The organism is Streptomyces winkii (assembly GCF_032248595.1).
Classification (GTDB): Bacteria; Actinomycetota; Actinomycetes; order Streptomycetales; family Streptomycetaceae; genus Streptomyces; species Streptomyces winkii.
In genome coordinates this window covers 158,663-180,583 of sequence record NZ_JASTTH010000009.1, presented here as the reverse complement: position 1 = coordinate 180,583, position 21,921 = coordinate 158,663, and the positions used below count along the sequence as shown (strand labels likewise).

General features: G+C 71.7%; 23 protein-coding genes. 17 read left to right on the top strand and 6 right to left on the bottom strand.

Features of this window, described 5'->3' with window-relative positions; all coding sequences use genetic code 11:
• Positions 1-5: 5 nt before the first annotated feature.
• Positions 6-725 carry an IclR family transcriptional regulator NdgR gene (gene ndgR / locus QQM67_RS26275; protein ID WP_314177127.1) on the bottom strand — a complete coding sequence of 240 codons (720 nt, stop codon included), beginning with the start codon at positions 723-725 and terminating at the stop codon, positions 6-8.
• A gap of 165 nt (positions 726-890) precedes the next feature.
• Here ndgR and leuC point away from each other — a divergent pair, with 165 nt between their 5' ends.
• The 4 genes from leuC to QQM67_RS26255 all read left to right on the top strand — a co-directional run bounded on the left by leuC (position 891) and on the right by QQM67_RS26255 (position 4,093).
• On the top strand, positions 891-2,315 hold the full coding sequence (gene leuC / locus QQM67_RS26270) for a 3-isopropylmalate dehydratase large subunit (protein WP_314177125.1): 1,425 nt from the start codon (positions 891-893) through the stop codon (positions 2,313-2,315).
• Positions 2,316-2,330: 15 nt separating this feature from the next.
• The gene (gene leuD / locus QQM67_RS26265) at positions 2,331-2,924 is read left to right on the top strand and encodes a 3-isopropylmalate dehydratase small subunit (RefSeq protein ID WP_314177123.1); all 594 of its coding nucleotides are present in this window, start codon (positions 2,331-2,333) and stop codon (positions 2,922-2,924) included.
• A 138-nt stretch (positions 2,925-3,062) separates the two neighbouring features.
• Entirely contained in the window at positions 3,063-3,317 is a 255-nt protein-coding gene (locus QQM67_RS26260; RefSeq protein ID WP_028435369.1) for an SCO5555 family protein, read from the top strand.
• A 125-nt stretch (positions 3,318-3,442) separates the two neighbouring features.
• Complete coding sequence (locus tag QQM67_RS26255) at positions 3,443-4,093, top strand: HU family DNA-binding protein (RefSeq protein WP_314177121.1); 651 nt, start codon at positions 3,443-3,445, stop codon at positions 4,091-4,093.
• 166 nt (positions 4,094-4,259) lie between these two features.
• Here QQM67_RS26255 and QQM67_RS26250 read toward each other — a convergent pair whose 3' ends face one another.
• Positions 4,260-4,463, bottom strand: a complete 204-nt coding sequence (locus QQM67_RS26250) for a hypothetical protein (protein ID WP_314177119.1) — start codon at positions 4,461-4,463, stop codon at positions 4,260-4,262.
• 94 nt (positions 4,464-4,557) lie between these two features.
• Positions 4,558-5,256: a 2-phospho-L-lactate guanylyltransferase gene (gene cofC, locus QQM67_RS26245; protein ID WP_314177116.1), complete on the bottom strand. Its 699-nt coding sequence runs from the start codon at positions 5,254-5,256 to the stop codon at positions 4,558-4,560.
• 262 nt (positions 5,257-5,518) lie between these two features.
• Here cofC and QQM67_RS26240 point away from each other — a divergent pair, with 262 nt between their 5' ends.
• The 3 genes from QQM67_RS26240 (at position 5,519) to QQM67_RS26230 (ending at position 8,719) form a co-directional block, all read left to right on the top strand.
• Positions 5,519-6,418 carry a lysophospholipid acyltransferase family protein gene (locus tag QQM67_RS26240; RefSeq protein WP_314177115.1) on the top strand — a complete coding sequence of 300 codons (900 nt, stop codon included), beginning with the start codon at positions 5,519-5,521 and terminating at the stop codon, positions 6,416-6,418.
• On the top strand, positions 6,415-7,416 hold the full coding sequence (locus QQM67_RS26235; protein WP_314177113.1) for an NAD(P)H-dependent glycerol-3-phosphate dehydrogenase: 1,002 nt from the start codon (positions 6,415-6,417) through the stop codon (positions 7,414-7,416). The genes QQM67_RS26240 and QQM67_RS26235 overlap by 4 nt, the downstream gene beginning before the upstream one ends.
• Positions 7,417-7,582: 166 nt before the next feature.
• Positions 7,583-8,719: a D-alanine--D-alanine ligase family protein gene (locus QQM67_RS26230; protein ID WP_314177111.1), complete on the top strand. Its 1,137-nt coding sequence runs from the start codon at positions 7,583-7,585 to the stop codon at positions 8,717-8,719.
• A gap of 78 nt (positions 8,720-8,797) precedes the next feature.
• Here QQM67_RS26230 and QQM67_RS26225 read toward each other — a convergent pair whose 3' ends face one another.
• Together QQM67_RS26225 and QQM67_RS26220 are read right to left on the bottom strand one after the other, a co-directional pair.
• Positions 8,798-9,286, bottom strand: a complete 489-nt coding sequence (locus tag QQM67_RS26225; RefSeq protein WP_314177109.1) for a DUF3515 domain-containing protein — start codon at positions 9,284-9,286, stop codon at positions 8,798-8,800.
• A gap of 20 nt (positions 9,287-9,306) precedes the next feature.
• Positions 9,307-9,540: an Lrp/AsnC family transcriptional regulator gene (locus tag QQM67_RS26220; RefSeq protein ID WP_070015274.1), complete on the bottom strand. Its 234-nt coding sequence runs from the start codon at positions 9,538-9,540 to the stop codon at positions 9,307-9,309.
• 164 nt (positions 9,541-9,704) lie between these two features.
• Here QQM67_RS26220 and QQM67_RS26215 point away from each other — a divergent pair, with 164 nt between their 5' ends.
• Positions 9,705-10,730, top strand: a complete 1,026-nt coding sequence (locus tag QQM67_RS26215; protein ID WP_314177105.1) for a thiamine-phosphate kinase — start codon at positions 9,705-9,707, stop codon at positions 10,728-10,730.
• A 93-nt stretch (positions 10,731-10,823) separates the two neighbouring features.
• Complete coding sequence (gene thiD / locus QQM67_RS26210) at positions 10,824-11,681, top strand: bifunctional hydroxymethylpyrimidine kinase/phosphomethylpyrimidine kinase (protein WP_314177103.1); 858 nt, start codon at positions 10,824-10,826, stop codon at positions 11,679-11,681.
• A 198-nt stretch (positions 11,682-11,879) separates the two neighbouring features.
• Here the strand turns inward: thiD and rpmB are convergent, their stop codons facing one another.
• Entirely contained in the window at positions 11,880-12,065 is a 186-nt protein-coding gene (gene rpmB, locus QQM67_RS26205; RefSeq protein WP_028435377.1) for a 50S ribosomal protein L28, read from the bottom strand.
• A 295-nt stretch (positions 12,066-12,360) separates the two neighbouring features.
• On the opposite strand from rpmB, the gene QQM67_RS26200 reads away from it, so the two are divergent.
• From QQM67_RS26200 to rnc, 8 genes are all read left to right on the top strand, one after another.
• Positions 12,361-14,259, top strand: coding sequence for a DAK2 domain-containing protein (locus QQM67_RS26200; protein WP_314177101.1), 1,899 nt, complete (start codon positions 12,361-12,363; stop codon positions 14,257-14,259).
• A gap of 78 nt (positions 14,260-14,337) precedes the next feature.
• Positions 14,338-17,499, top strand: a complete 3,162-nt coding sequence (locus tag QQM67_RS26195; protein WP_314177098.1) for a helicase-related protein — start codon at positions 14,338-14,340, stop codon at positions 17,497-17,499.
• 287 nt (positions 17,500-17,786) lie between these two features.
• The gene (gene rsmD, locus QQM67_RS26190) at positions 17,787-18,392 is read left to right on the top strand and encodes a 16S rRNA (guanine(966)-N(2))-methyltransferase RsmD (protein WP_314177096.1); all 606 of its coding nucleotides are present in this window, start codon (positions 17,787-17,789) and stop codon (positions 18,390-18,392) included.
• A 53-nt stretch (positions 18,393-18,445) separates the two neighbouring features.
• Positions 18,446-18,925 carry a pantetheine-phosphate adenylyltransferase gene (gene coaD, locus QQM67_RS26185; protein ID WP_314177094.1) on the top strand — a complete coding sequence of 160 codons (480 nt, stop codon included), beginning with the start codon at positions 18,446-18,448 and terminating at the stop codon, positions 18,923-18,925.
• 70 nt (positions 18,926-18,995) lie between these two features.
• Complete coding sequence (locus QQM67_RS26180; protein WP_314177092.1) at positions 18,996-20,138, top strand: ATP synthase F0 subunit B; 1,143 nt, start codon at positions 18,996-18,998, stop codon at positions 20,136-20,138.
• A 164-nt stretch (positions 20,139-20,302) separates the two neighbouring features.
• On the top strand, positions 20,303-20,896 hold the full coding sequence (locus QQM67_RS26175; RefSeq protein ID WP_314177090.1) for a YceD family protein: 594 nt from the start codon (positions 20,303-20,305) through the stop codon (positions 20,894-20,896).
• Positions 20,897-20,898: 2 nt separating this feature from the next.
• A complete protein-coding gene (gene rpmF, locus QQM67_RS26170) occupies positions 20,899-21,072 on the top strand; it encodes a 50S ribosomal protein L32 (RefSeq protein ID WP_028433405.1) in 174 nt (57 codons plus the stop codon).
• A gap of 19 nt (positions 21,073-21,091) precedes the next feature.
• Positions 21,092-21,919 (top strand): ribonuclease III, encoded by an 828-nt coding sequence (gene rnc, locus QQM67_RS26165; RefSeq protein WP_314177086.1) that lies wholly within the window; start codon positions 21,092-21,094, stop codon positions 21,917-21,919.
• Positions 21,920-21,921 lie beyond the last annotated feature (2 nt).

Here is a 21,921-nt window from a genome sequence, read left to right as displayed (position 1 = left end):
CCCGCTCAGCCCGATGTCCTGCGCAGCGCCTCGCTCAGCCGCGCCGCCGCGTCGACGATCGCCTGCGCGTGCATGCGGCCCGGGTGCCGCGTCAGCCGCTCGATGGGCCCGGACACGGACACCGCGGCGACCACGCGGTTCGACGGGCCGCGCACCGGCGCCGAGACGGAGGCTACGCCGGGCTCACGCTCGCCCACGGACTGTGCCCACCCCCTGCGCCGTACGCCGGAGAGCGCCGTGGCCGTGAAGCGGGCGCCCTGGAGGCCGCGGTGAAGGCGCTCCGGCTCCTCCCAGGCCATGAGGATCTGTGCGGCGGAGCCCGCCTTCATGGGCAGCGTCGAGCCGACCGGCACCGTGTCCCGCAATCCGGACAGCCGCTCCGCCGCGGCCACGCAGATGCGCATGTCGCCCTGGCGCCGGTAGAGCTGGGCGCTCTCGCCCGTCACGTCGCGCAGGTGCGTCAGCACGGGCCCGGCGGAGGCGAGCAGCCGGTCCTCGCCCGCCGCGGCGGCCAGTTCACCGAGGCGCGGGCCGAGGATGAAGCGCCCTTGTATGTCCCGCGCGACGAGACGGTGGTGCTCCAGCGCCACCGCGAGCCTGTGTGCCGTCGGACGTGCCAGGCCGGTCGCCCCGACCAGCCCGGCGAGGGTGGCCGGACCGGACTCCAGAGCGCTCAGTACGAGAGCCGCCTTGTCGAGAACGCCGACGCCGCTAGAGTTGTCCATGCGTCGATATTCGCGTCTCAGAGTATGAAACGCAAGTTCCTTTTCCGGCGCCACCCGCCACCCTGGAGTGGCGGCGCACACTGCTCATCGGCGGGACCACCCGCCGTGGTGTGCCATTGGATCTCGACATGTGGGCCGGCAATGCGGCCGGCCGGAGGGAAAGCGATGGGACGGACACTCGCGGAGAAGGTCTGGGACGATCATGTCGTCACGCGCGCCGAAGGCGAGCCCGACCTCCTCTTCATCGACCTGCACCTGCTGCACGAGGTGACCAGCCCGCAGGCCTTCGACGGTCTCCGTAAGAACGGCCGGCGCGTGCGCCGTACCGATCTGACCATCGCCACCGAGGACCACAACACCCCCACCCTCGACATCGACAAGCCCGTCGCGGACCCCGTCTCGCGCACCCAGCTGGAGACGCTGCGCAAGAACTGCGCGGACTTCGGCGTGCGTCTGCACCCGCTGGGCGACGTCGAGCAGGGCGTCGTACACGTCGTGGGCCCGCAGCTGGGCCTGACGCAGCCGGGCATGACGGTCGTCTGCGGCGACTCCCACACCTCCACGCACGGCGCGTTCGGCGCGCTCGCCTTCGGCATCGGCACCAGCCAGGTCGAGCACGTACTGGCCACGCAGACGCTGCCGATGGCGCCGTTCCGGACCATGGCGGTCACGGTCAACGGCGAACTGCCCGACGACGTCACAGCGAAGGACCTGATCCTGGCGATCATCGCGCAGATCGGCACGGGCGGCGGCCAGGGCTACGTCATCGAATACCGCGGCGAGGCCGTCGAGAAGCTGTCGATGGAAGCGCGCATGACCATCTGCAACATGTCCATCGAGGCGGGCGCGCGTGCCGGCATGATCGCCCCGGACGCCACGACGTTCGAGTACGTACGGGGTCGCGAGCACGCCCCGCAGGGCGCCGACTGGGACGCAGCGGTCGAGTACTGGAAGACGCTGCGCACCGACGACGACGCCGCCTTCGACCACGAGGTCGTCATCGAGGGCGGGGAGTTGGCCCCGTTCGTCACCTGGGGCACCAACCCGGGCCAGGGCGCGCCGCTGTCGGAGTCCGTGCCTGACCCGGCCTCCTTCGAGGACGAGGGCGCCAGGGTCGCCGCCGAGAAGGCCCTGGAGTACATGGGGCTGCGTGCCGGGCAGCCGCTGCGCGAGGTCGGCGTGGACACGGTCTTCGTCGGCTCGTGCACCAACGGCCGTATCGAGGACCTGCGTTCGGCCGCGTCCGTCATCCGGGGGCGGCAGGTCGCCGAGGGAACGCGGATGCTCGTCGTGCCCGGTTCCGTACGGGTCGCGCTCCAGGCCGTCGAGGAGGGCCTGGACAAGATCTTCACCGAGGCCGGCGCCGAGTGGCGGCACGCGGGCTGTTCGATGTGTCTGGGCATGAACCCCGACCAGCTCCAGCCCGGCGAGCGCGCCGCGTCCACCTCCAACCGCAACTTCGAAGGCAGGCAGGGCAAGGGCGGCCGCACGCACCTGGTCTCGCCGCAGGTCGCCGCCGCCACCGCGGTGCTGGGGCACCTCGCCTCGCCCGCCGACCTGACCGACGTACGCGTGCCCGCCGGCGTCTGAGGAGGACGCAAAACCATGGAAGCCTTCACGACACACACCGGCCGGGTCGTACCGCTGCGCCGCAGCAACGTCGACACCGACCAGATCATCCCCGCCCACTGGCTGAAGAAGGTCACGCGGGACGGCTTCGAGGACGGGCTCTTCGAGGCATGGCGCAAGCAGGACGACTTCGTGCTCAACCAGGAGGCGTACAAGGGCGGCACGGTGCTGGTCGCCGGTGAGGACTTCGGCACCGGCTCGTCCCGCGAGCACGCCGTATGGGCCCTCCAGAACTACGGCTTCAAGGCCGTGATCTCCCCGCGCTTCGCGGACATCTTCCGCGGCAACTCCCTGAAGAACGGCCTGCTCACCGTCGTGCTGCCGCAGCAGACCGTGGACGCGCTGTGGGCGCTGGCCGAGTCCGACCCGAGCACCGAGGTCACGGTGGACCTCGTCGAGCGCAAGGTCTCCGCGCCCGGCGTCGAGGCCGCCTTCGATCTGGACGAGAACGCCCGCTGGCGGCTGCTGGAAGGGCTGGACGACATCAGCCTCACGCTGAAGAACGACGACGCCATCAGCGACTACGAGTCGCGGCGCCCGGCCTTCAAACCCCTTACGCAGCAGGCGTGACGCACATCTAGCGCGGCCCCCTGCGCACCGCCCGCAACGGCGTCACCTCTCGCGCCCCTCGCCCCTCGTGGCGTGGGGCGCGAGTGCGTGTTGAGGAGCCGGCATGCGACAACTCACCCCAGATGGCACAATCGGTGCATGGAACGCGACGGTCAACTCGATCTCTACGACCGGCTCGCCGCCCGCTTGAAAGAGGCGCACACACGAGTGCGCACACTGCAAGTCCCCGAGGGCGTACGGGTGGCGCTTCAGCGCAAACTGCTCGTCATCACCGCGGCCTCGAAGCACGATCTCGCCGACGCGGAGCGGCGCGTGGACCGTCTCATGACGGATATCGACGAGGGGCGCTTCCCCGAGGAACAGGCAGGCAAGCGCGCTGACGGAACTCGATGAAGGGCGAGTTCGTTGCGGCACAAGGGTGATTCGCCCGTTTCATGTTTGATTCGCGGTATATATCTGCCTAGCGTGCGAAAAAGCTTGAACACATTCGTTCCTGCAATAGTTCCGAAGGGGAAGACGTGAACAAGGCGCAGCTCGTCGAAGCAATCCAGGACAAGCTCGGTGGACGGCAGCAGGCCGCGGACGCGGTCGATGTCGTACTGGACGCGATCGTCCGCTCCGTTGTCGCAGGGGAGCGGGTCTCGGTCACCGGGTTCGGCTCCTTCGAGAAGGTGGACCGGCCCGCCAGGTACGCCCGTAATCCGCAGACCGGTGAGCGCGTGCGCGTGCGGAAGACCTCGGTGCCGCGCTTCCGCGCGGGCGCCGGCTTCAAGGAACTGGTCAGCGGGGCGAAGAGGCTTCCGAAGAACGATGTCGCGGTGAAGAAGGCCCCGAAGGGCAGCCTGATGGGCGGCACTTCCGCGAAGAAGACGACCAAGCGTGCGGCGGCGAAGAAGTCCGCGGCGAAGCGCGGGGCCGCCAAGAAGACCACCGCGGCGAAGACCGCGAAGCGGATGCCGGCGAAGAAGACGACGGCGAAGAAGACGACCGCCAAGAAGGCGGCGGCGAAGAAGGGCACCGCGAAGAAGGCGGCGGCGAAGAAGACGACCGCCAAGAAGTCCGCAGCGAAGAAGTCCACGGCCAAGAAGGCCCCCGCGAGGAAGGCGCCCGGCCGCCGGACCGCCGCCCGCAAGACCACCGCCAAGAGGGCAACCGCGCGCAAGCGCTGAGCCCGTACGGCTTGTACGGCTCGTACGTACGACTTCGTACAACCCAGCACGGCCACGTGCGACACGTCCCGCAGCGCCGGGCCGGACTCCGTCGGGAGTCCGGCCCGGCGGGCGTTTCAAGGGGTTTCGGCCGGCGCGGTCCTGCGCGGCCGGCCGCCCGCGGCTCTCAAAGTGTCTGCAACGTCACGAAGGTGACCCTGCGCTCGTCGCCGGTGCCCTCGACCTCGATGCGCAGCCGCTGGCCGGGACGCAGCAGCCGCAGCCCGCCGGCGTCGAAGGCGGCCGCGTCGAAGGGGAGCGGCGTTCCGTCGTCGAGAAGCACGCTGCCGCTGCGCGTCTCGGGGTCGTAGGTGTACGAAGTGGCCTGCATGCTGCGAAGCCTAGGGCGTGCGCGCAACGTGGCGCCGTCCGCCCGCGACTCAGCCGGCTGCGAAGACACCTCGGAGGAACCGGTTCACACCGGTTCACTGACCGCTGCCCGCGGGTGTGGCCCCGGCGCCCTCGCACGGGGCGTCCTCGCACCGGGCACGGGCCGTGAACGGGCCCACCCCCAGCGCGCAGGCGGTCACGAGGTCCGCCTCCGTATCCACGTCCCGGCGCACGCTGTCCACTCCCGCCAGCTCGATCTCCGTGGCGCCCGAGGCGCGGTGCCTGGCGCGCGAGTGCGGCCCGAAGAGCGGCCCCAGCGCATGGCCCGGCAGCGCCGACAGCAGCGTGGTGCCCGTACCGGCCGTATCGGCCAGGAACGCGCGAGGGGAGCGCGCGGCGAAGTCCAGCACGCGGGCGAGCTCTTCGGGCCGCAGCGCCGGGAGATCGGCGTTGAGAGCGGCGAGAGCGGTACCGGGGCGATCGGCGCGGACCTCGGCGGCACCGTGTGCCAGTGCGGGGTTGAGACCCGCCGCGGGGACGTCCGGTAGGACGCGGGCTCCGAGGGCGCTCAACGCCTGCGTCGCACGCCGGTCGTCCGTGACGACTGCCACACCGCGTACGGACGCACATGCCAGCGCGGCGCTCACCGTGTCCTGCGCGAACGCCAACGCGAGCCGGGCGCGCGCCTCGTCGCCCGCGGACGCGGCGAGCCTGCTCTTGGCCCGTGTCAGCGGCTTCAACGGCACCACGAGGGTCCAGGCGACGGGCGTCACATGTGGCTGCATCTCCCTCATTCTCACCCGCCGCCCGAAGCGCCCCCGAGGCGCCCGGCTACGGTTGCGGGGCAGACGCAGACGCACCGTGTGCTCGACACGGTGGGGGGTACGGGGTGAGACTTGCCCCTCGCGCGCCGGGGTGAACGCGCGCCGGACGCGCCGGTCAGGCCCACGCCCGCCGTGCCGGGGGTCCCGCGCCCGTTTCCGCGGCAGGCCCGTGCCCTGCCGTCCGCCGGGAGCCCCGTCGCTGTTCGAACAGGCAAGAGGAGATGGTGTCCGGGTGTCCCGCCGCAGAATCGGCTTCTGGTACCGCCTTGCCGCGGTTTTGCTGAAACCGCCGCTCTTGGTGTTCTTCAAGCGGGACTGGCGCGGAATGGAACATATTCCGGAAAAGGGCGGGTTTATCACCGTCGTCAATCACAACTCCGCCGTGGATCCGCTTTCCTATGCCCACTTCCAGTACAACACCGGCAGGGTCCCGAGGTTTCTCGCGAAGGTGAGCCTCTTCAGGAGCGGGTTCGTGGGAGCCGCGATGCGCGGCACCGGACAGATCCCCGTCTTCCGCGAGTCCAAGGACGCCATAGGGGCGTTCCGCGCCGCCGTGGAGGCCATCGACAAGGGGGAATGCGTCGCGTTCTACCCCGAGGGCACCCTCACGCGTGAGCCGGGCATGTGGCCGATGAAGGGCAAGACCGGGGCGGCACGCGTGGCCTTGGAAACGCGGGCGCCCGTCATTCCCGTCGCGCAATGGGGAGCGAATCTCGCGGTGCCGCCGTACCCGAAGCGCGGCGAGATCAAGCTCTTTCCGCGCAAGACGCTGATCGTCCAGGCCGGACCGCCCATCGATCTCTCGGAGTTCTACGGGAAGGAACCGACCGCGGCTGTGCTCCGCGAGGTCACGGACCGCATCATGGACGAGATCACGGCACTGCTGTCGGACATCCGCGGTGAGCCCGCGCCCGCGGAGCGGTACGACCACCGTGCCGCGGTCGACAAGAAGCAGCGGGAACAGGTCCCGTCGCAACAGCAGGCCGAAAGCGCACCGCAGGACGACCGAGCGCGGAAGGACGGAAGCGGACAGCGGGACGCGAGCGCACAGCAGGCCGAACCGGCACAGCAAGCAGAACGAGCACAGCAGGACACGGCGCCCCCGGGCGGCGCCGGGGGAGAGAACGCGTGACGAAAGCCGCCGTATTCGGCACCGGTTCCTGGGGCACCGCCTTCGCGATGGTGCTCGCCGACGCGGGCTGCGAGGTGACGCTCTGGGGGAGGAGAGCGGAGCTGGCCGAGGCGGTCAACACCCGTCGCGTGAACCCGGACTACCTCCCCGAGGTCGAACTCCCCGCTACCGTGTCTGCCACCACGGACCCGGCCGAGGCCGCGGACGGTGCCGAGTTCACGGTGCTCGCCGTGCCGTCCCAGACGCTGCGCGGCAACCTCGCCGGCTGGGCGCCGTCGCTGCACCCGGACACGGTGCTCGTCTCGCTCATGAAGGGCGTCGAACTCGGCACCGCGAAGCGCATGAGCGAGGTCATCGAGGAGGTCGCCGCGGTCGAACGGTCGCGGGTGGCCGTGCTGACAGGGCCCAACCTGGCGAAGGAGATCGCCGCTCGCCGGCCCGCGGCCTCCGTCGTGGCCTGCACGGACGTCTCCGTGGCGCAGCGCCTTCAGGCGGCCTGCCACACCCCGTACTTCCGTCCGTACACCAACACCGACGTCGTCGGCTGTGAACTCGGCGGCGCCGTCAAGAACGTGATCGCGCTGGCCGTCGGCATCGCCGACGGCATGGAACTCGGCGACAACGCCAAGGCTTCCCTGATCACGCGCGGTCTCGCCGAAACCACGCGTCTCGGGCTGGCGATGGGCGCGGACGCGCACACCTTCGCGGGCCTCGCCGGCATGGGCGACCTCGTGGCCACGTGCTCCTCGCCGCTCTCGCGCAACCACACCTTCGGCACCAATCTGGGCCTCGGCATGACGCTGGAGGAGACGATCGCGGTCACACGGCAGACCGCGGAAGGTGTCAAATCGTGCGAGTCCGTACGTGAACTCGCCCGCAAGCACGGCGTGGAGATGCCGCTGACGGAGACGGTGGTCGGCATCGTGCACGACGGGAAGCCGCCCCTCGTGGCGCTCAAGGAGCTGATGTCGCGCAGCGCGAAGGCCGAACGCGTCTGAGCCGGCGGCCCTCCGCCCTCGCGTTCCCGTAAACCTCGCCGCCGCCCGGGAGTTGGGCGCCGGGCGCGGTCGGCGCGGTGGCCCGGCAGGCGATGTGCGGCACGGTGACGACGCGGGCTCCGCGCACCCTGACGCGTGTGCGGCCAGACGGTACAGTCGACGCGATATGAGCAGCGAGAGCCCCTCACGCAAGCCCCGAGTCGCCGTCGTCTTCGGCGGGCGAAGCTCCGAGCACGCGATCTCCGTCGTCACGGCGGGTGCCGTGCTCGGCGCGATCGACCGCGACAAGTACGAGGTGCTGCCCATCGGCATCACCGCCGACGGCCGCTGGGCGCTGACCGCCGACGAACCCGAGCGGATGGCGATCGAGAACCGCAAGCTGCCGAGCGTCTCGGAACTGGCCGACTCGCAGCCCGGCGGCGTCCTGCTGCCCCTCGAACCGGGCAACCGCGAGGTGACGTACCAGGAGCAGGGTTCCGTGCCCAAGGCGCTGGGAGAGGTCGACGTCGTCTTCCCCGTACTGCACGGTCCGTACGGCGAGGACGGGACGCTGCAAGGGCTGCTGGAGCTGTCCGGAGTGCCCTACGTCGGAGCCGGCGTGCTCGCCTCCGCGGTCGGCATGGACAAGGAGTACATGAAGCGGGTCTTCGCCTCCTTCGGGCTGCCCGTCGGCCCGTATGTGACGATCCGGCCCCGCGAGTGGCGTACGGACCCGAGCGCGGCCCGCAAGCGGATCGTGGACCTGGCGGGCGAGCACGGCTGGCCGCTGTTCGTGAAGCCCGCCCGCGGCGGCTCGTCGATGGGCATCACGAAGGTCGACGACATCGGCGGACTGGACGAGGCGGTGGCCGAGGCGCAGCGCCACGACCCGAAGGTGATCGTCGAATCGCTGCTGAGCGGACGCGAGATCGAGTGCGGTGTCCTGGAGTTCGAGGACGGGCCGCGCGCGAGCGTCCCCGCCGAGATCCCGCCCGTGAGCGCCCACGACTTCTACGACTTCGAGGCCAAGTACATCGACTCCGCGTCCGGCATCGTGCCCGCGCCGCTCAGCCCCGAGCAGACCGAGCGCGTGCAGGAACTGGCGGTGCTGGCCTTCGAGGCGGCCTCGTGCGAGGGGCTGGTGCGGGCGGACTTCTTCCTCACCGGGGACGGCGAGTTCGTCATCAACGAGATCAACACGATGCCGGGCTTCACGCCGATCTCCATGTATCCGCGCATGTGGCAGAAGAGCGGCGTCAGCTACGCGGAGCTGGTCGACCGGCTCATCCAGGCGGCCCTGCGGCGCGAGACGGGCCTGCGGTAGGACGCTTTCCGAAGCGCCGTCCGATGTCGCGTCCGATGCGGCAGCGCCCGCCCGGCGTGCGCCGGATGCGCGCGTCGGTCAGGAGCGCTTCGGCACCGACTCCCGTATCGCTTTCGCCAGATCCGTCAGTGAGTTGATCTCCGGTGCGTACCGGTCGGGGACGGTCAACTCGACGTTCGCGGCACGGTCCGTGGTGGTGAAGCGGTAGCCGTCGTCGCGCTGTTCGAGCAGCCAGGAGACGCCGTTGACTTCCGCGGCCTCCGCCGTCGGGTTGTAATGTTCACTACCGGGCGAGAGCTTCTCGGGGCGCCGCACACCACAGCGCAGCTCGATGGCCGGATCGCCCCACGCCGCGGTGTACTTCGAGGCGGGGTCCAGCGTGATCCGCTGCTGCCCGTCCACACGTTCCGGCAGCCGGTCGTGCAGTGCCCGGCACGTCTCGGCGGCCTTGCCGGAGGGGCTGGGCGCCGCCGGGCCGCTGCCGTCCGCCGAAGTACAGCCGGCAGCGGCCACAACTGCCGCGGCCACGGTGACGGCGCAGGACGCCCGGCGGAGGGAAGTGCTCACCGGGCGAGCATACGGGGGAGCTAGAGATGAACGATCGGACAGGTCAGGGTGCGGGTGATGCCGTCGACTTGCTGGATCTTCGCGACGACCATGCGCCCGAGTTCGTCGACGGTGTCGGACTGGGCGCGCACGATGACGTCGTACGGGCCGGTCACATCCTCCGCTTGAAGAATTCCCGGAAGTTTCGCGATGACATCGGCGACTGTCGACGCCTTGCCCACCTCGGTCTGGATCAGGATGTACGCCTGTACCACGGAACCTCCAGGGCGGCTACGAGGATCATGGGGGGAGAGGGATCGCCACGGTACCGCGTAGCCGCTACCGCGCGGGAGACCCGCAGCACGGCCGGTGACGACCGGGCGTACGGCGGTGCCGGTGCGGGGGCCGGGCAGAGGGAGACAGGCGAAAGGGCGCAGCGATGCATCTGAGCGGGGAGTACCGCGGGGGCCGGCCGCGGACGCCCGGCACCGTCGGGGAGCTCGGAGAGTTCGGTCTCATCAGGGAGTTGACGTCCCGGTTGACCACCACGCCCGCCGTACGCATCGGCCCGGGCGACGACGCGGCGGTGGTCTCGGCGCCCGACCGCAGAGTCGTCGCGACGACCGACATCCTGCTGGAGGGGCGGCACTTCCGGCGCGACTGGTCGACGGCGTACGACGTCGGGCGCAAGGCCGCGGCGCAGAACCTCGCCGACATCGCGGCGATGGGCGCCGTGCCGACAGCGCTGCTGCTCGGGCTCGTCGTCCCCGCCGAACTCCCCGCGAACTGGCCCACGGAGCTGATGGACGGCATCCGCGACGAGGCACACGTCGCCGCGGCGGCCGTCGTCGGCGGCGACGTCGTACGGGGCGAGACGATCACCGTCTCGATCACGGCGCTCGGCGATCTGCGCAACAGGGAACCGGTCACCCGGTCCGGGGCCCGTCCCGGCGACACCGTCGCCGTCACCGGCTGGCTCGGGTGGTCGGCGGCAGGCCACGCGGTGCTCTCGCGGGGCTTCCGCTCGCCGCGTGCCTTCGTCGAGGCACACCGGCGGCCCGAACCGCCGTACCACGCCGGGCCGGCGGCCGCGGAGCTCGGGGCCACCTCGATGACGGACGTCAGCGACGGCCTCGTCGCGGACCTCGGGCACGTCGCGGAAGCCAGCAAGGTGCGCATCGATCTGCGCTCCGCCGATCTCGACGTGCCCGCGCAGATGTCGGACATCGGTCAGGCCGTCGGCGTCGATCCGCTGCACTGGGTTCTCACCGGCGGCGAGGACCACGCGCTCGTCGCGACGTTCCCGCCCTCCGCGAAACTGCCCGCGCGCTGGCGCAAGATCGGCGGGGTGCTCGGGCCGACGGCGCAGCCCCAGGTGACCGTGGACGGCGCACCGTGGGAGCCCGCGGGCGGCTGGGACCACTTCGGAGGCGGCGGGAGCGGCGGCGCCGGAAACGGTCGCTGACGGGCGTCCCGCGGTCCGTGAGCGATGCGGGGCCGGGCGCGGCCTCGTCCCCGCTCTCGTCCCGTTCCGGGGCGCCCCGTTACGTTTGTGCGCATGGAGACGACTTCCGCGCGCTCCGCGCCGCCCCGTGTGCTGACCGTCGCCGGTTCGGATTCGGGAGGCGGAGCGGGCATCCAGGCCGACCTGAAGACGATGCTGGCGCTCGGCACGCACGGCATGAGCGTCGTCGCCGCCGTCACCGCGCAGAACTCCCTTGGTGTGCAGGGCTATTGGGAGCTGCCGGCCGAATCGGTGCGCGCACAGTTCCGCAGCGTCGTCGACGACATCGGCGTCCAGGCCGCCAAGACAGGGATGCTCGCCTCGGCGGAGCTCGTCGAGACCGTCTCGGGGCTGCTCGCGGGGCTGCGGGAACCCGTCGTCGTCGACCCGGTGTGCGTCTCCAAGCACGGCGACTCGCTGCTCGCACAGGACGCGCTGGACTCCGTACGCACCAAGCTCCTGCCGACCGCGACCGTCGCGACCCCCAACCTCGACGAGGTCGCCCAGCTGACGGGCGTACGCGTCAGGGACGAGGCGGGGCTGCGGGAGGCCGCGGCGGCCGTCCTCTCGTACGGGCCGAAGTGGGCGCTGATCAAGGGCGGGCATCTGGCTGCCGGCGGCGCGGACGGCGCCGCGAGCGGAGAGGGCTCCGGAAGCGGGGAGGCCGTCGATCTGCTCACCGACGGCGAGGAGGAGCACTGGCTGCGAGCCGCGCGCCACGACAACCGCCACACCCACGGCACCGGCTGCACTCTCGCGAGCGCGCTCGCGGCGGGGCTGGCGCGGGGCTTTCCTGTGCCGGAGGCGGCCAGGAAGGCGAAGGAGTACGTAACGGGCGCGATCGCGGCGGGATTTCCGCTGGGGGCGGGGCTGGGTCCCGTGGATCACGGCTGGCGGCTGCGCGAGGGCTGACGCGGAACGGGCCCGTGGCGCGCCCGTCCTGTGAGCAGGCCGGCATGTTCCGTGAGTACCCCGGCATGCGGGAAGCCGGTCCGTCGTGACGACGGACCGGCTTCGTAAGCAACCAGCCAGGTGGCCGCACTGCCGGGGCGCCCCCGCAAGGGGGCAGTTCCCCTGAGCCCCACCCGGGCCGTCAGGCCCAGGGGGGAGTCAGCGCGAGACCTTGCCGGCCTTGATGCACGAGGTGCAGGCGTTGAGGCGCTTCGGCGTCCCGTTGACCACTGCACGCACGCGCTGGATGTTCGGGTTCCAGCGGCGCGGGGTGCGGCGGTGCGAGTGGGAGATGCTGTTGCCGAAGCCCGGCCCCTTGCCGCAGACGTCGCAGTTGGCAGCCACGGGTCACTCCAAAAGACTTCAGATGCAAGTACGGAAAATCCCGGCGACGCAGGCACAGTGATCGACCGGCACTGCCAGGGAGGTCATGACGCCCGATACTCATCAGGCAACCGGAGCAGCATACAACGCCTGCTCATCAACGGCGAAACCAGCCCCGGAGCCCCCCAGGGCACAGGGCTGTGGCGTCCGGCAGCGGCAGGCGGGTTCCGCTCCGGCACACCGCAGTGCTCTCATCTAGCCTTCGGAAGCCGCATCGCCGTCGCAGACCGGAGCCAGACCCGGAGGAGGTCCTCACGTGCCGCAGCCGTTCGACTCCACGGTGGTACGGGCATGGATCGCGTTCGCCCTGGAGGCGGTCGGGGAGGGCCGCGAGCAGATCGACGCGATCAACGTCTTCCCCGTCGCGGACGGCGACACCGGCACCAACCTCCAGCGGACCCTGGACGCCGCGGCGCAGGCCCTCGACGCGGAGTGGGACGGTCACGCACCGGCCGGGCCCGCGCTCCGCGCACTGGCACGGGGAGCCCTGCTCGGCGCGTGCGGAAACTCCGGCACGATCCTGGCGCAGTTGCTGCGCGGGATGGCGGAGGCGTACGGGGAGGCGGGAGCGGGCGTGACCGGGGCCGCGGGCGAGCCCCGAGTCCGGGGCGCCGGGCGGGAGTTGGCCGACGCGCTGCGCCGCGCCGCGGACTCCGCGTACGAGGCCGTCGCGCATCCCGTCGAGGGGACGATGCTCAGCGTCGCCCGTGCCGCGGCGGACGCCGCCGACGCAGCCGCGCGTACGGCCGGGGACGGGCCGCACGAGGACGGGCCGCACGACGGCGGATCGTACGAGAGCCACCGGCCCGACGGCGCGCCGCGGGCCGGTGGGCGCCTCGCAGGGCCGCGCGACGAGTTGGCGGCCGTGGCCCGGGCGGCACACGAGCGCTCCCGCGAGGCGCTGTCCGAGACGACGGGGCAGCTCGACGTGCTGCGCCGCGCCGGGGTCGTCGACGCGGGCGGCAGCGGTCTGGTCGCGGTGTTCGGCGCGCTGGCCGACGCCCTCGCGGACCCGGCACCGGACGCGCCCTCGCGTACGCGCCGTCCGTACTCCGTGGCGAACTCGGCGCCGAACGTCGCGGGCGGTGGGACCAGTTCGGCAAGTGGCTCCGGCTCGGCAGGTCCGACAGACCCCTCGGGGGGAGACGGGAGCGACGGCGAAGACGGTGGCGAGGGCGGCGCGTACGAGGTGATGTACCTCCTCGACGCCGACGACGCCTCCGTCGCGGCCCTGCGCGAACGCCTCGACGGTCTGGGCGACTCGCTCGTCGTCGGGGGCGGAGACGGGCTGTGGAGCGTGCACGTGCACGTCGACGACGCCGGTGCCGCGGTGGAGGCGGGCGTCGGCGCGGGGCGCCCGCACCGCATCCGCATCACGCACCTCACCGGGCCGGGCCGTGCGGGCGAACCCTGCGCCCCGGAACCGGCGGAGGCGTCCACCTCCGCGGACGACCTGGCCTCCAGTTCCGCGCACGCTCATGCTTCCGGCCGCGCCGTCGTCGCCGTCGTACACGGGGACGGGCTGGCCGGGCTCTGCGAGGACGCCGGCGCCCTGGTCGTACGTGCCAAGGAGGCGCTCGGCAGCCGGGACGGCGAACCCCTCACCGCAGCCGTGCGCGCGACCGGCGCCGCCGAGGTCGTGCTGCTGCCCAACGACGTCGATCTGCACGGCGCCGCGTCCCGCGCCGCCGACGCCGCGCGCGCCACCGTCCCGGAGCTGCGCGTCGCGGTCGTGCCGACGCGCGCCGCCGTGCAGGGCATCGCCGCCCTCGCCGTGCACGATCCGGAGCGGCGGTTCGACGACGACGTCGTCACGATGACCAACGCCGCCGGGGCCACGCGCTACGGCGAAGTGGCCGTCGCGGACCGCCGGTTCTGGACCATGGCCGGTGTCTGCGAGTCCGGCGACGTGCTCGGGCTCGTGGAGGACGACGTCGTCGTGATCGGCGGCGACGCCGCCGCGACGGCCTCCGACGTGCTGGAGCGGATGCTCGCGGCGGGCGGGGAGATGGTCACCCTGATCGTCGGCGAACACGCCCCGCAGGGCTTGGCGGCGCGGCTCGAGGAGCAGGTGCGCGCCGGCCATCTCGCCGTCGACACGGTCGTCTACGAGGGCAGGCAGCGCTCCTCGCTGCTGCTGATCGGCGTCGAATGACCTGCGCCGGCCGTCCCGGCTCCCGCTGACCGCTTCGAATGCCCCGGTCCTGTCACCGCCATGGTGTGCAATGGGGGCGTGTCCGCGCTCGACGATCCCCTGACGAAGCACCTCGGCGGCAGCACGGCGAAGGTGCTGGCCGAACACCTCGGCCTGCACACGGTCGGTGACCTGCTCCACCACTACCCCCGGAGGTACGAGGAGCGCGGCCAGCTCACGCGCCTCGCCGACCTGCCCTTCGACGAGCATGTGACGGTCGTCGCGCAGGTGGCCAAGTCCAAGGTGCACACGTTCAGACGAGGCAGGGGCCAGCGGCTGGAGATCGTCCTCACGGACGGCAGCGGCCAGTTGCAGCTCGTCTTCTTCGGCCGCGGCATCTTCCAGCCGCAGCGGGACCTCCAGCCGGGTACGCGGGCGATGTTCGCGGGCAAGGTCGGCGTCTTCAACGGCCGTCTCCAGCTGTCCCATCCGCAGTACGAGCGGCTCGGAGCCGGAAGCGGAAGCGAGGACGTCGACGCCTTCGCCAACAAGCTGATCCCGATCTACCCGGCCGTCGCGCAGATGGCGTCCTGGAAGATCGCCAAGTCGGTCGCCACGGTGCTCGCCTCGATGGAGGCCACCGGCTGGGACGGGCTCGCCGATCCGCTGCCGCCGGCAATCCGCGAGGAGCGGCGGCTCATCCCGCTGCCCGACGCGTTCGAGAGGGTGCACAGGCCGCGTACGAAGGCGGACGTCGCGGCGGCGCGCGACAGGCTCAAGTGGGACGAGGCGTTCATCCTCCAGGTCGCCCTCGCGCGGCGCAGGGTGGCGGAGGCCCAACTGCCCGCCGTGGCACGCGTTCCCGTCGAGGGCGGCCTGCTGGACGCGTTCGACGCGAAGCTGCCCTTCACCCTCACCGAGGGCCAGCGTCACGTCAGCCGCGAGATCTTCGGCGACCTCGCCGCCGAACACCCCATGCACCGGCTGCTTCAGGGCGAGGTGGGCTCCGGCAAGGCACAGCCGCTGGACGCGCTCGTGCTCACGCCGGGCGGTTTCCGGGAGATGGGCGAGATCGCGCCCGGGGACGAGGTGGTCACGCCCTCGGGAGAGCGGGCGCCGGTCGAGGGCGTCTTTCCCCAAGGGGAGCGCGACGTATGGCGGTTGACCCTCTGCGACGGAAGCACCGTCGAGTGCGACGACGAGCATCTGTGGCTGGTCGGCACCGCCGAGGCGTGGCGGCGGGGGGAGCCCCCGCGGGTGCTGACCACGCGGGAGATCAGGAACGACCTGATGTCTCCCGCGGGTTCGCCGAAGTGGTATCTGCCGCAGGCCGTGCCGGTGGATCTCGGCGCTCCGGCGCAGAGCGCGGGCGATCCGTACGAGACGGGGCTGTCGCTCGGGCGTCCCGGCGGCGGCCACGGCCCGGTTCCGCGGGAGCACAAGGAGGATTCGCTCAAGAACCGCCTCGCGCTCCTCCAGGGCATCCTCGACGCCGGTGCCGACAGCGGTACGTATCGACCCGGCGCCGGTACGCATGAGAGCCCGGCGGCGGCCGAACCCCCCGAAGTTCCGCTCCCGGGCGTCGTGTTCCGCTCCGCGTCCCGCGCGCTCGTCGAGGACGTGGCATGGCTGGTGCGCTCCCTCGGCGGCTACGCGCGCATCACGCCGGAGACGCAACAGACGTGCACGGGCGCGGAGCCGGCCGTAGCGTCCGTACGGCTGCTGCTGCCGCCCGGGCACAGCCCGTTCCGCTCGGAGCGCAGGCTCGCGGGCGTGCGCGGGGACGGGGCGCCGCCACAGGCGCTGCGCCGCTACGTGCGCGCCGCGGAGTTCGCCGGGCGCAGGCCGGTCCAGTGCATCAGCGTGCGCCACCCCGACCGCGCGTACGTCACCGACGGCTTCACCGTCACGCACAACACCATGGTCGCCACCCGCGCGATGCTCACCGTCGTCGACAGCGGCGGCCAGGCCGCGCTGCTCGCCCCCACCGAGGTCCTGGCCCAGCAGCACCACCGCTCCGTCACCTCGATGATGGGCGAGCTCGCCGAGGGCGGGATGCTCGGCGGCGCCGAGCACGCCACCAAGGTCGTGCTGCTCACCGGCTCCATGGGCGCCGCAGCCCGCCGCCAGGCGCTGCTGGATCTGGCCACCGGCGAGGCGGGCGTCGTCATCGGCACGCACGCGCTGATCGAGGACAAGGTCCGCTTCCACGACCTGGGCCTCGTCGTCGTCGACGAGCAGCACCGCTTCGGCGTGGAGCAGCGTGACGCCTTGCGCTCCAAGGGAGTTCAGCCGCCGCACCTGCTCGTGATGACGGCCACGCCCATCCCGCGCACCGTCGCCATGACCGTCTTCGGCGACCTGGAGACCTCCGTCCTCGACCAGCTCCCGGCGGGCCGCTCGCCCATCGCCAGCCACGTCGTGCCCGCCCGGGACAAGCCGCACTTCCTCGCCCGTACGTGGGAGCGCGTACGGGAGGAGACGGAGGCCGGCCACCAGACGTATGTGGTCTGCCCGCGCATCGGCGACGAGGAGAGCGAGGGTTCGAAGGGCCCGGACTCGAAGAGCCGGAAGAAGACGGTCCGGGCGGAGGAGGAGGCGTTCGGCGGCCCCGAGGACGGCGAGGAGGAGGGGGAGGACGGCAGGCGCCCGCCCCTCTCCGTGCTCGACACCGTCGAGCAGCTGCGCGGCGGGCCGCTGTCCGGGCTGCGCGTGGAGGCCCTGCACGGGCGGATGGCGCCCGACGCCAAGGACGAGGTGATGCGCCGCTTCGCCGCCGGAGAGATCGACGTCCTGGTCGCGACGACCGTCGTCGAGGTCGGCGTCGACGTGCCCAACGCCACCGTCATGGTCATCATGGACGCCGACCGCTTCGGCGTCTCCCAGCTCCACCAGCTGCGCGGCCGCGTGGGCCGCGGCTCCGCGGCGGGCCTGTGCCTCCTGGTCACCGAGGCGCCCGAGGAGGGTCCGGCCCGTGCCCGTCTGGAGGCCGTCGCGGGCACGCTGGACGGCTTCGAGCTCTCCCGCATCGACCTGGAGCAGCGCCGCGAGGGCGACGTACTCGGCCAGGCGCAGTCCGGCGTCCGTACGTCGCTGCGGATGCTCGCCGTGATCGAGGACGAGGAGATCATCGAGGAGGCGCGGAAGGCGGCGACCGCGGTGGTGGCCGAGGATCCAGAGCTGGAGCACCTGCCGGAGCTGCGCACGGCACTGGCCGCGCTGCTGGACGAGGAGCGCGAGGACTACCTCGACAAGGGCTGAGCCGCCTCCGGGCGATCGGGCCCATGGGCCTGAGGGCCCACCGTCCGGGCACGGCCGCCGAGCCACCGCATCGGGACCGCAGAGCCCCACCGCGCCCCCGCCCGCCCGCTCACCTGCCACGGCGCACACGGCCCGAGGCGGGCGTGCGCGCCCCCGCCATGGGATCCTCGGTTCCGACGGCCGGGCCCGGCACGGAGCCCAGGGCCGAGCCGGGCGCCGACCGGGCGCCGAACCGGGCGGGCCGGACCCCGGGACCGGCCGCACGAGAGACGAAGGGCATCCCCACCATGACCCGCGTGATCGCAGGAGCCGCCGGCGGCCGGCGGCTGACCGTGCCGCCGGGCCAGGGCACCCGCCCCACGTCCGACCGTGCCCGTGAGGGGATGTTCTCCAGCTGGGAGGCCCAGTTGGGCGCCTCCGGCGCCGCCGCCTGGCATGGCAGACGCGTGCTCGACCTGTACGGCGGCTCCGGTGCCGTCGGCCTGGAGGCGCTCTCGCGCGGCGCCGAACACGTGCTCCTCGTCGAGTCGGACGCCCGCGCCGCCCGCACCATCCGGCAGAACGTGCGCGCCCTCGGGCTGCCGGGCGCCGAGGTGCGGCACGCGAAGGCGGAGCAGATCCTGGCGGCACCGGCGCCGGACGCTCCGTACGACCTGGTCTTCCTCGATCCGCCGTACGCCGTCACCGACGAGCGCGTGCGCGAGATTCTGCTCACACTCCGCTCTGGGCACTGGCTGGCCGGCGAGGCGCTCGTCACCGTGGAGCGCAGCACGCGTGGCGGCCCGTTCGGCTGGCCCGGGGGCTTCGAGGGCCTCCGGTCCAGGCGCTATGGCGAGGGAACGCTCTGGTACGGTCGCGCCGCCGCGAGCGGAGACGCCCCCACACCATGCTGAACTCCGCGGACACCCCACAGACCCCCCATCGTCCGGAGAGTGAGGAACCACCAGTGCGTCGCGCAGTCTGTCCGGGATCCTTCGACCCCATCACCAACGGACACCTCGACATCATCGCCCGCGCCTCCAAGCTCTACGACTCGGTCTACGTGGCCGTGATGATCAACAAGTCGAAGCAGGGGCTCTTCTCCGTCGACGAGCGCATCGACCTCATCCACGAAGTCACCGCCGCGTTCGGCAACGTGCGTGTGGAGGCCTTCCACGGACTGCTCGTCGACTTCTGCAAGGACCGCGACATCCCCGCGATCGTCAAGGGGCTCCGCGCCGTCTCGGACTTCGACTACGAGCTCCAGATGGCCCAGATGAACAACGGCCTCTCCGGCGTCGAGACGCTCTTCGTACCGACCAACCCCACCTACAGCTTCCTCTCCTCCAGTCTCGTCAAGGAGGTCGCCACCTGGGGCGGCGACGTCTCCAACCTGGTTCCGGAGCCGGTGCAGCGCGCGCTGGCGGCGCGGCTCGCGAAGCCGTGAGCGCGCCGGGGGCGTGCGAGTCGGGGCATCCGCTGTCGAGTTGAGTGCCACTGGCCGTACAGTCGCTTCCGTGGACGTACAGCAGAAACTCGACGAGATCGTGACGGCTGTGGACAGCGCTCGCGCGATGCCCATGTCGGCCTCCTGCGTGGTGAACCGCGCCGAACTGCTCGCGATGCTCGAAGAAGTACGCGAGGCGCTGCCCGGATCGCTCGCTCAGGCCGAGCAACTGCTCGGCGGGCGCGAGCAGATGGTGGCCGAGGCCCAGGCCGAGGCGCAGCGGATCATCGAATCCGGGCACGCGGAGCGCGGTTCGCTGGTCTCCGGCACGGAGGTGGTCCGCCAGGCGCAGGCCGAGGCGGAGCAGCTGCTGGCGCAGGCCCGCCAGGAGGCGGCGGAGATCCGCGCAGAGGCGGACGACTACGTCGACAGCAAACTGGCCAACTTCGAGGTCGTGCTCAGCAAGACCATCGGCTCCGTCGAGCGAGGCCGCGAGAAGCTCCTCGGCAGCGGCCCGGGCTCGGAGGAGTGGAACGAGGAGTACGCGGAGGACGCCCCCGAACGCTCCACCGACCCGCAGGAGTTGAGGGACCGCGCGGACAACTACGTGGACACCAGGCTCGGTTCGGTCTCGGCGGTGCTCACCAAGACCCTGGAGGCCGTCGGCAGGGGCCGCTCCAAGCTGCTCGGGCACCGTCCGTCGGACGACCTGGGCGCCCACATGGCCGCCCAGGACGCCGCGGAGCAGGGCGTGCACACCAGCGACGCCGACTACATGGCGGACCTCGCCTCGATGGGCCAGAACCAGCCGTCCGGCGCACCCGCCTCTCCGGCGCCCGCGCCCGTTCCGACGCAGCCCGCCCCCGCACAGCCGGGCTACCAGCCCGTCGCGGGAGGCGCCGACCCGTACGCCGCGCATGCCCAGCAGGAGGCGTACTACGGCGGTCAGGACGCCTACGCCTACCAGCAGCAGTACGCCTACTACGGACAGCAGCCCGACCCGTACTACGCGCAGCAGGCGCAGCTCCAGCAGAACCAGCAGTACGCCGGCCACCCGCAGGCCCACCCGGGTGCGCAGGGACAGCAGCAGCACCAGCCCCAGCAGCAGCTCGACGAGACCAGCTTCTTCGACACGAGCATGATCGACCTGGACCAGATCCGTGAATACGAGGCCCGCCACGGTCACGGCCCGGGCTACGGGCAGGGTGGCTGAGAGGGGCCGGGACTCGATTGGGCCGCGGCGGGACCGTCCAGTATCCTGGCTCTTCGGTCACGCGCACATGGCGATGACTGCTGTCCGGAGTTCTCGCCGGGCGGCGGCCCCACCGTAGAAAGCAGGAAGCCCTGAACGCCCGCCTCGACCCCCGAGCCCCCCTCGTGTTCGACACACGGGAGCTGGGGCGGCGGCCCGGTGCGATGAAGCAGCTGTCCCGCACGGTGACGTCTCCCGGTGATCTCGGTGTCGAGGTCCTCGGGGTGCCTGACGGCGCGACGATCGAGCTGGATCTCCGCCTGGAGTCGGTGATGGAGGGCGTGCTCGTCACGGGCACCGCCCGCGCACCGCTCAAGGGGGAGTGCGTAAGGTGTCTGGAGCCGCTTGAGCAGGAATGCGAGGCGGAATTCCAGGAGTTGTTCTCCTACCCCGACGCCGACGACCGGAGCCGCCCCAGCGCGGAAGCCGGCGACGACGCCGAGGAGGAGGAGACCTTCTCCATCGAGGGAGACCATTTCGACCTCGAGCCCGTGCTGCGGGACGCGGTGGTGCTCTCGCTGCCGTTGCAGCCGGTGTGCCGGGAAGACTGCCCCGGGCTGTGCGCCACGTGCGGCGCACGTCTGGCGGACGACCCGGAGCACGACCACGAAGACGCCGTCGACATCCGTTGGGCGGCATTGCAGGGACTCGCCGAAACCATGAAGGACGGCGAGAAGGACGCGCCCCGCTCAGCCGGGGATGACTCACAGGAGAAGTAGCCGTGGCTGTTCCGAAGCGGAAGATGTCGCGCAGCAACACGCGCCACCGCCGGTCGCAGTGGAAGGCTGCGGTCCCCACCCTGGTGAAGTGCGAGCGCTGCCAGGAGCCCAAGCAGCAGCACATCGCGTGCCCGAACTGCGGCACCTACAACAAGCGACAGGTCCTCGAGGTCTGATCGGCTGGTGACAGGCTCCATGTCAGACGCCCCGAGCCATGGAAGCGCCGACCGCCGTGGCGGAAGCGGCCGGGCGGCAGCGGCGGATCTGGTGGATGAGGCCTCGTCCCACGCGATTCTGGAAGGGCGGCTCGGATACGAACTCGAGCCCGCCCTTCTGGTGCGTGCCCTGACGCATCGCTCGTACGCGTACGAGAACGGTGGTCTGCCCACCAACGAGCGCCTCGAATTCCTCGGGGACTCCGTCCTCGGCCTGGTCGTGACCGACACGCTCTACCGCCTGCACCCCGACCTCCCGGAGGGCCAGCTCGCGAAGCTGCGCGCCGCGGTGGTCAACTCCCGCGCCCTGGCCAAGGTGGCGCGGGGGCTCGACCTGGGGGCCTTCATCCGGCTCGGCCGGGGCGAGGAGGGCACGGGCGGCAGGGACAAGGCCTCGATCCTGGCCGACACCCTGGAGGCCGTGATCGGCGCTGTCTACCTCGACAAGGGCCTGGAGGCGGCGGGAGAACTCATCCACCGGCTCTTCGATCCGCTGATCGAGCAGTCCTCGAACCTCGGCGCCGGCCTGGACTGGAAGACCAGCCTCCAGGAGCTCACGGCCGCCGAGGGCCTGGGGGTTCCGGAATACCTGGTGACGGAGACTGGCCCCGACCACGAGAAGATCTTCACGGCTGCCGCCCGCGTCGGTGGTGTCGCGTACGGCACCGGCACCGGCCGCAGCAAGAAGGAAGCGGAACAGCAAGCGGCGGAGACGGCCTGGCGTGCGATCCGCGAGGCCGCCGACGCGGCAGAGCAGTCCGGGCCGGACGCCTCGTCCGGCGCCAGAACCTCCTCGCAGGGGGTCTGACG